At 70.3% G+C, this 15327-nt stretch carries 12 protein-coding genes and 1 pseudogene; 8 read left to right on the top strand and 5 right to left on the bottom strand.

Going from position 1 to position 15327, the window contains the following annotated elements:
- The first annotated feature begins 68 nt into the window (after positions 1-68).
- Positions 69-1298, top strand: coding sequence for a Coenzyme F420 hydrogenase/dehydrogenase, beta subunit C-terminal domain (locus tag CEQ11_RS12875; RefSeq protein ID WP_078025726.1), 1230 nt, complete (start codon positions 69-71; stop codon positions 1296-1298).
- Between the two features lie 245 nt (positions 1299-1543).
- Here the strand turns inward: CEQ11_RS12875 and CEQ11_RS13435 are convergent.
- Positions 1544-1846: pseudogene (locus tag CEQ11_RS13435) on the bottom strand (hypothetical protein); the annotation flags it as partial.
- A 394-nt stretch (positions 1847-2240) separates the two neighbouring features.
- Here CEQ11_RS13435 and rfbB point away from each other — a divergent pair.
- The 4 genes from rfbB (at position 2241) to pth (ending at position 6160) form a co-directional block, all read left to right on the top strand.
- The gene (gene rfbB / locus CEQ11_RS04595; protein ID WP_153052696.1) at positions 2241-3236 is read left to right on the top strand and encodes a dTDP-glucose 4,6-dehydratase; all 996 of its coding nucleotides are present in this window, start codon (positions 2241-2243) and stop codon (positions 3234-3236) included.
- A gap of 19 nt (positions 3237-3255) precedes the next feature.
- Positions 3256-4659: a sugar nucleotide-binding protein gene (locus tag CEQ11_RS04600; protein ID WP_088477893.1), complete on the top strand. Its 1404-nt coding sequence runs from the start codon at positions 3256-3258 to the stop codon at positions 4657-4659.
- Positions 4660-4928: 269 nt separating this feature from the next.
- Entirely contained in the window at positions 4929-5579 is a 651-nt protein-coding gene (locus tag CEQ11_RS04605; protein ID WP_088477894.1) for a 50S ribosomal protein L25/general stress protein Ctc, read from the top strand.
- Between the two features lie 8 nt (positions 5580-5587).
- Complete coding sequence (pth, locus tag CEQ11_RS04610) at positions 5588-6160, top strand: aminoacyl-tRNA hydrolase (protein ID WP_088477895.1); 573 nt, start codon at positions 5588-5590, stop codon at positions 6158-6160.
- A gap of 44 nt (positions 6161-6204) precedes the next feature.
- Here pth and CEQ11_RS04615 read toward each other — a convergent pair whose 3' ends face one another.
- Positions 6205-6714 carry a DUF2505 domain-containing protein gene (locus CEQ11_RS04615; RefSeq protein WP_088477896.1) on the bottom strand — a complete coding sequence of 170 codons (510 nt, stop codon included), beginning with the start codon at positions 6712-6714 and terminating at the stop codon, positions 6205-6207.
- 140 nt (positions 6715-6854) lie between these two features.
- Between CEQ11_RS04615 and CEQ11_RS04620 the strand changes: the two genes are divergently transcribed.
- Positions 6855-7940, top strand: coding sequence for a MauE/DoxX family redox-associated membrane protein (locus CEQ11_RS04620; RefSeq protein WP_088477897.1), 1086 nt, complete (start codon positions 6855-6857; stop codon positions 7938-7940).
- The gene (gene mfd, locus CEQ11_RS04625) at positions 7937-11581 is read left to right on the top strand and encodes a transcription-repair coupling factor (protein WP_088477898.1); all 3645 of its coding nucleotides are present in this window, start codon (positions 7937-7939) and stop codon (positions 11579-11581) included. Before CEQ11_RS04620 ends, mfd begins: the two co-directional genes overlap by 4 nt.
- Here the strand turns inward: mfd and CEQ11_RS04630 are convergent.
- Both CEQ11_RS04630 and CEQ11_RS04635 read right to left on the bottom strand, forming a co-directional pair.
- On the bottom strand, positions 11559-11888 hold the full coding sequence (locus CEQ11_RS04630; RefSeq protein WP_088477899.1) for a PqqD family protein: 330 nt from the start codon (positions 11886-11888) through the stop codon (positions 11559-11561). The two genes, mfd and CEQ11_RS04630, sit on opposite strands and share 23 nt — an antisense overlap.
- Positions 11885-12748: a nucleotidyltransferase family protein gene (locus tag CEQ11_RS04635; protein WP_227718743.1), complete on the bottom strand. Its 864-nt coding sequence runs from the start codon at positions 12746-12748 to the stop codon at positions 11885-11887. Before CEQ11_RS04635 ends, CEQ11_RS04630 begins: the two co-directional genes overlap by 4 nt.
- 354 nt (positions 12749-13102) lie before the next feature.
- Between CEQ11_RS04635 and CEQ11_RS12695 the strand changes: the two genes are divergently transcribed.
- Complete coding sequence (locus tag CEQ11_RS12695) at positions 13103-13654, top strand: hypothetical protein (protein ID WP_088477901.1); 552 nt, start codon at positions 13103-13105, stop codon at positions 13652-13654.
- 187 nt (positions 13655-13841) lie between these two features.
- Here CEQ11_RS12695 and CEQ11_RS04645 read toward each other — a convergent pair whose 3' ends face one another.
- On the bottom strand, positions 13842-15227 hold the full coding sequence (locus CEQ11_RS04645) for a polysaccharide biosynthesis tyrosine autokinase (RefSeq protein WP_088477902.1): 1386 nt from the start codon (positions 15225-15227) through the stop codon (positions 13842-13844).
- Positions 15228-15327: the final 100 nt, after the last annotated feature.

Below are 15327 nucleotides of genomic sequence, written 5' to 3' on the forward strand. Positions count from 1 at the left end.
AGTTGGGGGGCTTCCTGTGAGCGCGTCGGCGCGCCAAAGGAGGAGGGGGGCGGACCTAATATAGGCACATGAGCTACGCACCTCCTCCTCCCGACCGACTCCGGGCCGTCATCGATGAGGTGGTGCAGTCCGATCTTTGCACGGGGTGCGGAGTGTGCGAACTGGTGTCGCCCCGGGTGGAGATGCGGGATGCCGAGGGCTTCCGTCGCCCGGTGGTCTCCGGGACGCCGGAGGAGGGGGACGCATGGCGCGCCCGGACATTTCTGCGGTCGTGCCCTGGCAGGACCCTGACAGCGCCGCGACCAGAGGGTGTGCAGCGTGACCCCTACCTCGGCCCCATCCACGGCGCATGGCGCGCGTGGGCCCTTGACCCGGAGATTCGGCATCGTGGGAGCTCTGGGGGAACGCTCACGGCGATCGCTGACTTCCTCAGAGAGCGCGGTGAGGTCGTCTCCGGTGTGGCCGCGCATCCTGAAGGGCCGCGCCGCACCATTCCCGTGCGCATCACCACCCGCGAGGAGGCGCTTGCCGCCGCCGGTTCCCGTTACGCCCCCGTGAGCGCTGGCGGGCGCTCGGCTGATGATGCGGGCGTGATGGTGGGCAAACCGTGTGAGGTGGCCGGGAGGCGTCAGCTGGATGCGGCCAACGGCGTCGACTCGCCGGTGCTGCTCAGCTTCTTCTGCGCTGGCACTCCCTCCCAGGACGCCACGGAGGTCCTCTTGGAGCGTGAGGGAATTCAGCGCGACGAGCCGCTGATGGACCTGTGGTACCGCGGCCGCGGATGGCCCGGCGACTTCACTGCCCTCACCCGGGACGGGCGCCGTGCCACCGTGGACTATGCATCCTCCTGGGGCGGCGCCCTCGGTCCGACGGTGCAGTGGCGGTGCCGGCTGTGCGTGGACGGCGTGGGGGAGTTCTCCGATATCACGGCCGGTGATTTCTGGGACGCTGACGAGCGCGGCTACCCCGTGTTCGACGACGCCGCCGGCATGTCGGCACTGATAGCCCGTACCCCGAGGGGCCTGCAGATTGTCCAGGATGCGGTCGCTGCCGGTCGCCTGCACGTGGAGCCGATGGACCTCCAAGCGCTCCTCAGGGTCCAGCGGTATCAGGTGGAGCGCCGGAAGTACATGCTGGGACGCCTCGTCGGCAACCGCCTTTCCGGCGGCCACAACCCCCGGTACCGCGGCTTCGGCCTGCTGACCCTCGTGAGCCGTTCCCCCCGTCGAGTCCTCCATGAGGTACGCGGGACGATCGAACGCGCCGCCAAGCGGCGCGGCGGTCGTGGTCCTTCCTGAGTGGCCGCTCCTAAGAGTTCAACGTCCCAGAGATCGCGGGGGAACGCGGCGGCGAGGGTGGCGTCAACGGTCGATCCTGAGTCCACTCCTCCGAGATCGAGGGCGTGGTGGATGTCGGCGGCCAGACGCACATTCGCGCGGCCGGTTCCCTCGTAGTAGTCCTCGTACTTGAACGACGGCTCCGCGTCGGACCGAATGACGCGGGCCGGGACGCCGAGCCGCTCAGCCAGGATCACGCCGTGCAGGCTGCTGCCGACCACGAGCTCAGCCCTTGCGAGCTGACGCAAGAACGGCAGTAGGGGCGTGCGGGGGTCGACGGTCGTCACGTCGTCGAGGGCGGGTCGGTGAAAGTCATTGAGATTCGGCACATGCACGACTCCGTGGGGGGGTGGGTGCGCGAGCCACGTCGGTCTGCAGGAGGAGCGCGGGATCTCCGTAGACGCCAGGGTCCCGGATGCCCTGCGCGGCCAGGTGGCGGCCCGTGAGAGGCCCCCTGACGGCCCGGATGTCGAGTCGTTCAGGAAGGGGTAGCTCGACATGTTTCCCATTGACCCCTGCGCCCCAGACGACAGTGCCTCCTGGCAACATATGGATCACTGACCCGACGACGGCAAGTGAGGGTCGGGGGCGACGCCCGCGCCGTGGGGCAACCGTCTCGTCGAGGTGCTGCCGCACTATCTCAGGCCCTAGGACGTCTCCTACGTTGCCCACACGAGGGGCTAACGGCAACCGTCGAGTCCAGCGCATGAGTCGCTGCGGTTTGAGGGGCAGGGGGACCCGGGGGTTCCACCGCAGCACGTCAACACCCTGCACATCCACGGATTCCATGAAGCGCGTTCACCTTACTCATTCAGGGGGCACGGAGCGATGACGCCACGTGGTTCATGCTGGTCCAGCTTACCGGTGGGTGCCCGGCTCCGGCTCTGGAATACGCTGGACCCCATGCACCTCCTCGTCACCGGCGGCGCCGGGTTCATCGGCTCGAACTTCGTCCACCACGTCGTCCGCGAGACCGGGCACGACGTCGTCGTCCTGGACAAGCTGACCTACGCCGGCAACCGGGAGAACCTCGCCGGCCTGCCCGAGGACCGCGTCACCCTCGAGGTCGGGGACATCTGCGACGCGGCCCTGGTGGACCGCCTGGTCGCCGAGTCGGACGCCGTCGTGCACTACGCGGCGGAGTCCCACAACGACAATTCGCTGAACGACCCCTCCCCGTTCATCCACACCAACGTCCTCGGCACCTTCACGCTGCTCGAAGCCGTGCGGAAGCACGGCACACGCTTCCACCACGTCTCCACGGACGAGGTCTACGGAGACCTGCCGCTGGACGACCCGGCGAAGTTCACCGAGACCACCCCGTACAACCCCTCCAGCCCGTACTCGGCCTCGAAGGCCGGCTCGGACCACCTGGTGCGCGCGTGGGTCCGCTCCTTCGGGGCGCAGGCCACGCTGAGCAACTGCTCCAACAACTACGGGCCGTACCAGCACATCGAGAAGTTCATCCCACGCCAGATCACCAACCTGATCGACGGCGTCCGCCCCCGCCTCTACGGCCAGGGCGTCAACGTCCGGGACTGGATCCACACCGAGGACCACTCCTCGGCCGTGCTGCGCATCCTCGAACGCGGGGAGATCGGCCGCACCTACCTGATCGGCTCGGACGGGGAGCGGAACAACCGGCAGATCGTGGAGATCCTGCTCGAGCTCTTCGACCGTCCGGCGGACGACTACGACCTCGTCGCCGACCGCCCCGGCCACGACCTCCGCTACGCCATCGACAACACGGCACTGCGCACCGAGCTCGGCTGGGAACCGCAGTTCACGGACATCCGGGCCGGCCTGGCGGACACGGTCCGCTGGTACCGCGAGAACGAGACCTGGTGGCGTCCGGCGAAGGACGACGTCGAAGCGAAGTACGCCCGCCAGGGCCAGTGACGGACAGGAGACACCACCGATGCTGACGATCAGCACCACCGACATCCCCGGCCTGCTCGTGATCGACCTGCCCGTCCACGGGGACAACCGCGGATGGTTCAAGGAGAACTGGCAGCGCCAGAAGCTGCTCGCCGCCGGCTTGCCGGACCTCGGACCTGTGCAGAACAACATCTCCTTCAACGCCTCCGTGGGCACCACACGCGGCATCCACGCCGAGCCGTGGGACAAGTACGTCTCCGTGGCCACCGGCCGTATCTTCGGTGCCTGGGTGGACCTGCGCGCCGGCGAGAGCTTCGGCACGGTCGCCACCGTGGAGCTCGGCCCGGAGAAGGCCGTGTTCGTCCCGCGCGGGGTCGGCAACTCCTTCCAGACCCTCGAGCCGGACACGGCCTACACCTATCTGGTGAACGACCACTGGTCCGCCGATGCGCAGAGCCGGTACACCTTCCTCAACCTCGCGGACCCGACGGCGGCCATCGCCTGGCCCATCCCGCTCGAGGACGCAGAGCTCTCGGACAAGGACCGTGCCCATCCGATGCTCGCGGACGTCACCCCCATGCAGCCCGCCCCGATCCTCGTGCTCGGTGCCGGCGGCCAGCTCGGCCGCGCCCTGGTGGCCCGTGCCGAGGCCGCCGGGATCCCGGTGGAGGCCCACGGGCGGGACACCTGGGACATGACCGATCCGACCTCGTGGCCCAGGGAGCACTTCCGCGGCCTGCGCGCCGTGGTCAACGCGTCCGCCATGACCGCGGTGGACGCAGCCGAGACGCCGGAGGGGCGCGCCGAGGCCTGGGCGGTCAACGCCACCGCCGTCGCCGAGCTCGCACGCCGCTGCGCCGACGCAGGCGTCCCCCTGGCGCACGTCTCCACGGACTACGTGTTCGACGGCACCCTCCCCGTGGGGCAGGAGCACCCGGTGGACCACCCGCTCGCCCCGCTGGGCGTCTACGGCCAGTCGAAGGCCGCCGGCGAGACCGCGGTGCGCACCGTGCCCCGGCACTGGATCGTCCGCACCTCCTGGGTGATCGGGGAGGGGAAGAACTTCGTGGCCACCATGGCCTCCCTCGCCGAACGCGGGGTGGACCCGGCCGTCGTCGCCGACCAGCACGGCCGCCTCACCTTCGCCGACGACCTCGCCGACGCCCTGCTGCACCTGGTCACCACGGACGCGCCCACGGGGACCTACCACATGACGAACAGCGGCGACGTGGTCACCTGGCACGACGTGGCACGGTGGGTCTTCGAGGACACCGGTCATGACGCCTCCCGCATCAGCCCGGTGACGACCGCCGAGTACACGGCCGGCAAGGCGGGCATCGCCCCGCGCCCGGCCAACAGCGCCCTGGTCCTCGGGCCGCTCGAGGCGACCGGGTTCGAGGTCCCGGACCAGCGGGACCGCCTGCGGGAGCACCTCGCGAGGTGAGCCTGCCGACGGCGGTGAGATGCCGTCGTCGGGAAGCACGGCAGAAGCAGAACGGAACGGCCGCCACAGCGGCGTGTGCCCTCACTGACGCTCACTGGTAGACTCCTTCCGTTGCCCAGGCGAGGGAGTCGAGGACTCCGTGATCGACGAGGCCGCCGGACGCCGTCCGCACCGCTCTGAGGTGAGCCGTGCCTGACGCGCCGGCCCCCTTCCCTGGAGACACCCGCGTCCCGCACGGGTCGCGGCCGAGAGAACCAGAGGAGGACGTCATGTCTGACAAGATCAAGATCAAGGTCATCCGCCGCACCGACTTCGGCAAGGGCGCCGCCCGCCAGGCTCGCCGCGCCGGCCAGATCCCCGCCGTCGTCTACGGCCACGGCCGGGACCCCGTGCACCTGCTGCTGCCCGCCCAGGAGACCACCCTGGCCGTCCGCAACCCGAACGCCCTGCTCACCGTCGTGAACGAGGCCGGCGAGGAGCACCTGGTGCTGCCGAAGGACATCCAGCGCGACCCGATCAAGATGACCGTGGACCACCTGGACCTCATCGAGGTCCGCCGCGGCGAGAAGGTCATCGTCGAGGTGCCGGTCGACGTCGAGGGCGAGGTCGCCCCCGGCACCACCTACAACCTGGACCAGGCCGTGGTCTCCGTGGAGGCCGAGGCCACCAACCTGCCGGAGTCCGTCACGGCGAACATCGAGGGCCGCGAGGCCGGCGACCACCTGTACGCCTCGGACCTGCAGCTGCCGGCCGGCGTCGCCCTGGACATCGAGGAGCCTGCCGAGTACGTCATCGTCTCCGTCTTCGAGCCGATCGAGCAGGACCTGGGCGATGAGTCCGTCCAGGAGGAGCAGGCCGCCGAGGGCGCCGAGGGCGGGGAGTCCGAAGGCTCAAACGACGCCGAGGGCTCCGAGGGCTGATCTGCCTCATGACGGGAACCACGCTCATCATGGGCCTCGGCAATCCGGGGCCCCAGTACGAGCGCACCCGTCACAACATCGGCCAGATGGTGGTGGGGGAGCTCGCCTCCCGCATGGGGGTCGGGTTCACCCACCACCGGGCCGGTGCCCAGGTCGCCACGGGACGGCTGGGGATCGGCGGCCCCCGCGTGGTGCTGGCCGCCTCCACCGGATACATGAACGTCTCCGGCCGGCCCACCGCGGCGCTCTGCCGCTTCTACGGGCTCGGACCCGAGGATCTGATCGTGGTCCACGACGAGCTCGACATCCCCTTCGACACCCTGCGCATGAAGATCGGCGGGGGAGAGGGCGGCCACAACGGGCTGAAGTCCATCACCGCCTCCCTGGGTACCAAGGACTACCGCCGCGTCCGCGTCGGCATCGGTCGTCCGCCGGGGCGGATAGACGTCGCCGACTATGTCCTGAAGCCCTTCACCAAGGCCGAGCAACAGCTGCTGCCGCTGCACGTGGACCGGGCGGCCGACGCCGTCGAGGCTCTGCTCACGGACGGGCTGCAGGCCGCCCAGACGCGCTTCCACTGACGACGCGCCCGAGCCGGGCGCGGCCGCCGAGGCGGGCGGCCCGCTCAGCTCTGCTGGCTGCGACCGTCCAGCCAGGCCTGGAGCTCGCGCGCCTGACGGGTGACGACCTTGCCCACCATCGGTTCGGCCTTGGCGGCCAGGGTGGAGCCGACCAGCGGGATCTTGCAGACCAGGGTGCCGTCCACGGCGTACTCCGTGCCGGCGCCGGCGACGCGCAGGGCGGTGGAGGCCTCCGCGGTGGCCTTGGCCTTCGCCACGGTGATGGTGGTGGTGCCGGTGCGGGAGCCGTCGGCCGCCGGGGCGTTCCAGCGCTCCACCTGCTCGATGTGGAGGTTGTCGCCCACGAACTTGCGGGCCTTCTCCGGGACCTTGTCGGTCGGGGCGGTGCGGACCGTGGTGACGGTCATCGCACCGGTCGGGTCGCCCTCGCGGGAGAAGGAGACGAGCGAGCCGCCGAGGGACTCGATGACGCTGCGGTGGAAGTCCTCACTGCCGAGGGCCTCGGCCACCTCGCCGGGGGTGCGGGCGATGGTGTGCTGGGCAGAGAAGGCCATTGTTCACTCCTGGTGAGACGGTCCGACGGGAATCATGGTCAGCCTATATGCTGGACCAGCCCGTCGGCCCGGCCCGCACCAGTCGCCCCACGCCGGGACGTTGCTCGGACCGCGCCCCTCCCCGGCCGGAAGGTACCCCCATGTCAGCACTCTGGGCTCTCGCGGTCATCCTGATCGCCAGCGGTCTGGCCAAGCTCCAGGCCCCCCATGAGACCGCCGCCACGTTCACCCGCCTGGACGTGCCGGGGACGCTCTCCCACCCGTCGCTGGTGAAGGCCTTTCCCTTCCTGGAGGTCCTGCTCGGCATCGCACTGCTGCTGCCGTTCACCGTCCTGCGGCCCCTGACGGCGCTGGTCGCGGCGGTCCTGTTCATCGCCTTCACCTGGCTCGTTGTCCGGGCGAAGGACAAGGGCGTCTCCTGCGGCTGCTTCGGCCCCACGGCCCGGCCCATCACCGGCTGGACCGTCCTGCGCAACATCATCCTCGTGGTGCTCGCACTGCTCGGCCTGTTCGAGGCGATCATCACCCTCACCGTCACGGGCGTCCGCATCGCCTGGTGGCCGCTGGCCGGGTTCTTCCAGGGCTGGTCAGTCCTCGTCACCGCCCTGCTGGCGGCAGCCGCCTATCTGATCGGCCGGGACACCGCCCCGCTGGAGCAGGAGGCAGGCGTCGCGGCCGGACCGGGTGCTCCGACCCCGGCCGCCGAGGCCCCGCAGGCCCTCGAGCCGAACGCTGACGCCGACACCGACGGCGAGCCCGCACGCCATCCGATCCCCGACGCCGTCCTCGGCACGGACCGGGGCTTCGAACGCCTGCAGGACATGGCCGCACGCCAGTCGATGCTCCTGCTGCACGTGTCCGCCGGCTGCGGGTCCTGCCGCCGCGTGATGGACCACATCGAGCACATGGACCCGCAGATCGGTCCGGTGGCGCTCCGAGTCCTCAAGCCGATCCACCAGACCGACGCCGCCGCTCCGGCCGGTGTGGGCGTCGTGCCCCGGGACATCGTCCTGACCGATCCTGCCGGCAGCGCGGTCCGTGACCTGGGCATGCAGCGGTATCCGTCCGCGGTCCTGGTCGGCACCGACGGCCTGACGGCCGGGGGGCCGGTCTCCGGCGCGGACGACGTCATCGATCTCATCGAAGAGGTCCGGGAGATCATGGCGGAGGCCGGACATCTCCAGCAGCCCGCCACCGACGAGACCGCCCAGGAGCCCACCGCATGACCGAGACGCCGGTTCTCGCCCCGCTGTTGCCCACCGTCCTGACGGACGAGGCCCTCGCCGCGGCCCGGGACTCCGCGGCCCGGCCGGGGGACCGCACCCCGGACCTGCAGATCGGCCTTCCCGACGGCGGCCGCGCACCTCTGCTGGCGTCCCTCGCCGACTCGGTGGCCGCCTCCGGCGGGGACGACGCCGTCGTTCTCGTCGTCACGGCGACCACGCGCGAGGCCGAGGACCTGGCCGGCGATCTGGCGGCATGGACCGCCCCGGAGTCGGTGGCCCTCTTCCCGTCCTGGGAGACGCTGCCGCACGAGCGGCTCTCGCCGCGTTCGGACACCGTGGGCGTCCGCCTCGAGGTGCTGCGTCGGCTGTCGCATCCGCGAGAGCACGGGGCGGCCCCGCTGCGGGTCGTCATCGCCCCGGTGCGGGCCGCACTGCAGCCCCTCGTCTCCGGGCTCGGAGACCTGGCGCCCGTGCACCTGGAGGTGGGGCAGGAGACCGACTTCGACGGCGTCGTCGCCGCGCTGGCCGGTGCCGCCTACGCACGCGTGGACATGGTCTCCAAGCGCGGCGAGTTCGCCGTGCGCGGCGGGCTGATCGACGTCTTCCCGCCCACCACCGCCTACCCGGTGCGCGTGGAGTTCTTCGGCGACGAGGTCGAGCAGATGCGCTGGTTCTCCGTGGCGGACCAGCGGTCGCTGGAGGACACCTCGGCGGACGGATCCGGCCACCCGGCGGTGCTGGACGCACCGCCGTGCCGCGAGCTGCTGATCACCGAGGCGGTGCAGGACAGGGCCCGCGCGCTCAGCCCGAGCATGCCTGCCGCCGCAGACATGCTGGACCGGATCGCCGAGGGCATCGCCGTCGAAGGCATGGAGTCCCTGTCGCCGCTGCTGGCCGAGTCCATGACTTCCCTGCCGGCCATGCTCCCGGCCGGCTCGCTCACGGTCCTGGCCGAGCCCGAGCGCATCCGCCACCGCGCGGACGACCTGCTGGCCACCAACGAGGAGTTCCTCCATGCGGCCTGGGCCGGCGCCGCGCACGGGGCCTCCGCCCCGGTGGACATCACCTCTGCGGACCAGGAGGACGCCGGCGGCTTCCTCACCCTGGCCCGGCTGCGCGAGGAGACCCTGGAACGCGGGCAGGGACACTGGTCCACCACGGCACTGAACCCGGACGACGAGCTGCTGCCCGAGGCCTCCACGCTGCGGGCCGGCATGGGTGTGCCGCGCACCTTCGGCGGAGACGTCGCCGCCCTCGTGGGGGCCCTGCAGGAGCGCACGCAGGACGGCTGGTCCGTCGTCGTGCTCACGGACGGACCGGGATCGGCGCGACGTCTTGCCGAACTCGCCTCCGAAGGCGGTGTGACGGCCTCGAGCGTCGACGGCCCCCTCCCCGCCCAGCCGCCGCAGGGCCAGGTGCTGCTGGGCGCGGCCGCCGTGGGGACGGGCTTCACCCTCCCCGGGGCCAAGGTGGCCCTGGTCACCGAGCAGGACCTCTTCGGCCGTCAGCGCACCGCCGGCACCCGGGCCGCCGGAGCGAAGCTGGCGCGCAAGCGCAGGAACGCCGTGGACCCGCTGGCGCTGACACCGGGCGACTTCGTGGTCCACGCCCAGCACGGCATCGCCAGGTTCGTCGAGCTGCAGCGCCGCAAGGTCGCCGGGGCCGCGCGCGGCGCCGCCGAGGACTCCTACCGCGAGTACCTCGTCCTCGAGTACGCCTCCTCCAAGCGCGGTGCCCCGGGAGACCGCCTGTTCGTGCCGACCGAGCAGCTGGACCTGATCTCCCAGTACGTCGGCGCGGAGACGCCCACGCTGTCCAAGATGGGCGGCTCGGACTGGGCGAACACCAAGTCCAAGGCCAAGCGGGCGACCAAGCAGATCGCCGGGGAGCTGATCCGGCTGTACTCGGCCCGCATGGCGTCCAAGGGCCATGCCTACGGGCCGGACACCCCGTGGCAGAAGGAGCTGGAGGAGGCGTTCCCCTACATCGAGACGCCGGACCAGCTCACCACCATCGACGAGGTCAAGAAGGACATGGAGGCCGTGGTCCCCATGGACCGGCTGGTCTCCGGCGACGTCGGCTTCGGCAAGACCGAGGTCGCCGTGCGTGCCGCCTTCAAGGCCGTGCAGGACGGCAAGCAGGTGGCCGTGCTGGTGCCCACCACGCTGCTGGCCCGCCAGCACCACCAGACGTTCTCCGACCGTTTCGCCGGCTTCCCGGTGCGCGTCGGTGCGCTCTCGCGCTTCCAGACGGCCAAGGAGTCCAAGGACGTCCTCAACGACCTGGCCTCCGGAGAGCTGGACGTGGTGGTCGGCACCCACCGGCTGCTGGGTCAGGGCGTGCAGTTCAAAGACCTCGGCCTGGTGATCGTGGACGAGGAACAGCGCTTCGGCGTGGAGCACAAGGAGGCGCTGAAGACGATGCGCACCAACGTGGACGTGCTCGCCATGTCAGCGACGCCCATCCCACGCACCCTCGAGATGTCCCTGACCGGAATCCGAGAGACCTCCACCCTGGCGACGGCACCGGAGGAACGGCACCCCGTGCTGACCTCGGTCGGCCCCTATACGGACCAGCAGGTCACCGCCGCCATCCGCCGCGAGCTGATGCGCGAAGGCCAGGTCTTCTACGTCCACAACCGCGTCACCAGCATCGACGGCGTCGCCCGCCGCATCGCCGAGCTCGTGCCCGAGGCCCGCGTGGCCGTGGCCCACGGCAAGATGGGCGAATCCCGCCTCGAACAGATCATGGTGGACTTCTGGGAGAAGAAGTTCGACGTCCTGGTCTCCACCACCATCGTGGAGACGGGCCTGGACATCGCCAACGCGAACACGCTGATCATCGAGGACGCCCACCGCTACGGCCTGGCCCAGCTGCACCAGCTCCGCGGCCGCGTCGGCCGTGGCCGCGAGCGCGCCTACGCCTACTTCCTCTACGACCCGCTCAAGCCTCTCGGAGAGGTCGCGCTGGAGCGCCTCAAGGCCGTGGCCACCCACAACGAGCTCGGTGCCGGCATGCAGCTGGCCATGAAGGACCTCGAGCTGCGCGGTGCCGGCAACCTGCTGGGCGGCGAGCAGTCCGGTCACATCGCCGGCGTGGGCTTCGACCTCTACCTCCGCATGGTCGGCGAGGCCGTCGCCGACTTCAAGGGTGAGGAGGACACCTCGCCGGCCGAAGTCAAGGTCGAGCTGCCGGTCAACGCCCATCTGCCGCACGACTACGTGCCAGGGGAGAGGCTGCGCCTGGAGATGTACCGCAACCTCGCCGCCGCGCACGACGACGACGCCGTGGATGCCGTCGTCGAGGAGCTCCGGGACCGCTACGGAGAGCCTCCGGCTCCGGCCCAGGCGCTCATCGCGGTCGCCCGGTTCCGCAACCGCGCCCGTGCCGCGGGCGTGACCGAGGTGATGATGCTCGGCAAGAACGTGAAGTTCGGCCCGGCGGCGGACCTGCCGGAGTCCCGTCGGCTGCGCCTGGCCCGCATGTACCGCGGCGCCCAGTTCAAGCCGGCGCTGAACGCCGTGCTGATCCCGCGCCCCATGACCAAGCCGGTCGGCGGCCGAGAGCTGACGGATGCCCCGCTGCTGGAGTGGGCCGATCAGGTGCTGACGGCGATCTTCACTCCGGAGCAGACCGGCTGAGGATCCCCGCTCGCTCGAGCTGCTCGAGGAAGGCCGTGACGCCGTCGGACACGGTCTCGGGCTGTTCACAGACGCGTGCCGCCACCTCGGTGATGATCTGCCCGGTGGACAGCGGAGTCAGCGGCGGATCGAGCATGGACTCATCTGACGTCCGGTCCTCCACCAGCACGCTCCAGATGAGCGCTCCGACCGGGGAGAGGGTGAGCGGCTGGTGGTCCGCGAAGGACATCACCACGACGTCGTTGTCCTGGGGAATCTCCACCCACGCGCAGGTCGGGGAGACCGTCCACAGCTCAGCGCTGGTCATGGGCGGTCCTTCCTGGTCGCAACGGTCGAGCGGACCTTGGCGGCGCCCCACGTGGCGACCTGGCGGAGGCGCCGCCACTGCCACCGAAGGACGTCGCCGGCGGTGACCTCTCGCCGGAGGTCCATGGCCAGGTGCGCCCGGTTCACACCGAGGGTGTCCCTGACCAGGCGTGCCCTCGCGCCGAGGCCGTCGGCGGCCGCCCAGCGGTGTCCGAACAGTTCGAGTCCGGTCTTGTTGGAGTTCATGGCGCGGAAGAGCGCCGTCTGGCGGGGCGCGGCCCCGGCAAGCGTTTCGTCAGTCGCCGCCTCCCAGGCGGCCTGGGCCCGGAAGGCGACGGCCAGCCTGCGCAGGCTCTCCCACGCGTCCTCGGAGACGGTCCTGCGGATGTGGGAGACGTCCAAGCGGCGTCGGGAGACGTCGCGGGCGGCGTGCAGGATGATCAACAGCCTCTGGTGCTGCAGGTCGACCACCGGAAGGGGACGTCCGGCACGCATCCGCTCGACCCGAGCGGCCCACAGTCGTTCGAACGCCTCGGCGGGGTCGATGCCGATGCCGGGGAACAGGCGATGGACGTCCACGTAGCCGAGCTGGACATGTCTCAGCGTCGCCGCATGCATGAAGATCGACCCCTCGGAGAAGTCGGTGACCAGCGGCCAGCCCTGCTGCGCGAGGACTCGCAGGGTCTGCGGTGCGTCGTCCGGATGGACGAGGAGGTCCACGTCGGTGCTGGAGCGCTCGGGGACATACGCGCCGTCCAGGGCGGCGTATCCCTTGATGTGGAGTGCACGGATGCCTGCGTCGGCCAGAGCATGGGTGAGGGTGGCATGTGCCAGGAGCAGGCGAGCGCGCAACGGGACCACAGGGACGCTCCTCAGCGGGGACAGCAGGTGACGCCCCCAGGATAGTGGGAGGCCGGTCGATGCTCCCGCTCTGGGCGGGCGGCCCGGGGCCGGGGCTCTGTGACTGTCGACGTTCGTCTCAGCCCGTCATCGCGTCCGTGGCACCGGGTGTTTCCAGGGAGTTCACATTGCAGACAGAGAAGGGGTTGAGGTGGCGCGATGTGATGGGTATGATTGACTTCGCAAAGGCTGTGCATGGCCGATGCTCTTCCGGTCGATGGGGAGCGGCCCGGGGTGATGTGGGCTCTCGCGCAGAACTGAATCTTCCTTTCGTCGTGGAGACCCTGACATCCACGCGCTCTGATGAGGTGAGCCATGACCACTGACCGCAAGACCATTTCCCGCCGCAAGGTGGCCGCCGGCATGGCCTGGTCCGTCCCGGCTGTCGCCGTGGCTTCCGCCGCGCCTGCCTTCGCCGTGTCCCCGAAGTGCCCGTCCACCTCCGTGACCGGTGAGGCCGTCAAGTACCCGGGCAACTCCAGCGCGGGCACCAAGCACGGCTACGGCTTCCCGCTGATCATCACCAACAATACGGACCAGGCCGTCCGCGTCATCCCGGGCACCGCCTACGTCCAGTTCGACAAGAAGGGCCGTGTCGACGCCGGCGGCGTCAAGTTCTTCGACGGCGACCCGTGCAACGGCGGCAAGGAGATCTCCCTGGAGGACGAGAGGCTCGTCCTCGGCCAGGGCAAGTCCCTCGAGCTGTGGTACGTCGTCGACCGCGCCGGCAACTCCGCCAACGAGTCCGGTTGCATCCACTCCACCATCAACGTGGAGCTCGTCACCGGCGAGTGGCCCGAGGGTGAGGAGTGCGACTCCGTCCGCAACGAGGAGGTCTGCTTCGGCGATACCCCGCCGAAGTGCTGATCCAGTCTCGACGCGCCACGAGGGCCCTGTGCACATCGCACAGGGCCCTCGTGGCGTCTGCAGAAGAACGGCGCCCATTCGTGATGGCGGAGGGCACTCACAGGCAGTGCTCTGTCCTGCACGAGGGAAGAAGGGGCGGCACCGCCTCTGCGGGTGCCGCCCCTTTGTGATGTAGTCGCTCTGGCCCTCAGGCCGATATGGTCTCCTCCGGCGTGTTCTTCGCCGCCTTGTTCGGGGCATCGTAGTACTTGTCGTAGGCGTCGCCGGTGGCTGCGTAGCCACCGCCGTAGTAGTCGGAGCCGAGACCGGAGGACGGCACGCCGTTGACGACGACTCCGAGGACGGTGGCATTCACGGTTCCCAGCATGTCGCGGGCCACCTCGAGGTGGTCCTTGCGTGTCTTGCCATGGTGGACCACCAGGACGGTGCCGTCGACGGCGGTCGCCAGCAGCGTCGAGTCGGTGACCGGCAGGACCGGCGGCGCGTCGATGAGCACCAGATGTGTCTTGGAGAGCTCGGCGATGAGCTCGCGCATGCGGTCCGAGCCGAGCTGCTCGGACGGGTTGGGAGGAGTGCGGCCGGAGGGGAGGAAGAGCAGGCCGTGCTCGCCGACCTCGCGGATGGCATCGTCCAGCTCGGCCTCGCCCACGAGGACCTCGGAGAGGCCCACGCGGTTGCTGACGCCGAACAGCGTCGCCTGGCGGGGGCGGCGCAGGTCGGCGTCGATGAGGACCACGTTGCGGCCGGAGGCGGCGATGGCCAGGGCCAGGTTGGACAGGACGGTGGACTTGCCCTCACCGGGATTCGACGAGGTGAAGGCGATCGAGCGCGGCGGGTTGTCCACGCCGACGAAGCGCAGGTTGGTGCGCAGCTGGCGGATGGCCTCGGCCGCGCGCGGCGCCAGCTCGTTGTGGGCGCCGTCCTTGCCGGTGTCCAGCGACTTCTCCCGCGGCACGGCGCCGAGCAGACCGGTGCCGGCGGCCTCCTGGGCGTCCTTGGTGGTGCGCACGTTCACGTCCAGCACGCGGCGCAGGAAGGCGATGGCGACGCCGACGACGACCCCGGCGCCGAGGCCGTAGAGGGCATTGCGGAGGTAGTCGGGGCTGGAGGGGGATCCCGGCGGAAGGGCGTCCTCCATGGCGGTCACCCTGACATTGGATTCAGGGTCCAGGTCGTTCGCGACTTCGGCGGTGGCGACCAGGGCCGAGTTGGCGATGCGCGCGGCTTCCTCCGGTGAGCTGGAGGTGCCGGTCACCTGGATGAGGTTGGAGTCCGGCACGACGGCGCCCTTCAGCTGGGCGGCCGCAGGGTCGGTGCCCGTGGTGTCGGCGACCTTCTCCCGGACCGTGCGGCTGTTGATGAGCGGAACGTAGGATTTGGCGCGGGTCTGCGCGGTCTCGGTGCCGGAGAGCGTCGCCTCTCCCTGGACGACGACCAGGCCCGTGGACGTCGCGGTGTAGAGGACCGGCTGGAGCAGCGAGTAGGCGACGCCGAGAAGCGTGCCGAGGGCGACGCACGCCAGGATCACCCAGCGGTTGTTGCGCAGCACGCGCAGGACATCGACGATGTTCATGAGACCCCCGGTTGAAGTGTGAGAACGACGACGTCAGCCTACCAAGAAGACACACAGGAAAGCGGGGTGCTCACGGTACGCTGGCAGTCGATGGCGTCCT

It is taken from the genome of Micrococcus sp. FDAARGOS_333, assembly GCF_002206575.2.
Lineage (GTDB): Bacteria > Actinomycetota > Actinomycetes > Actinomycetales > Micrococcaceae > Micrococcus > Micrococcus lylae.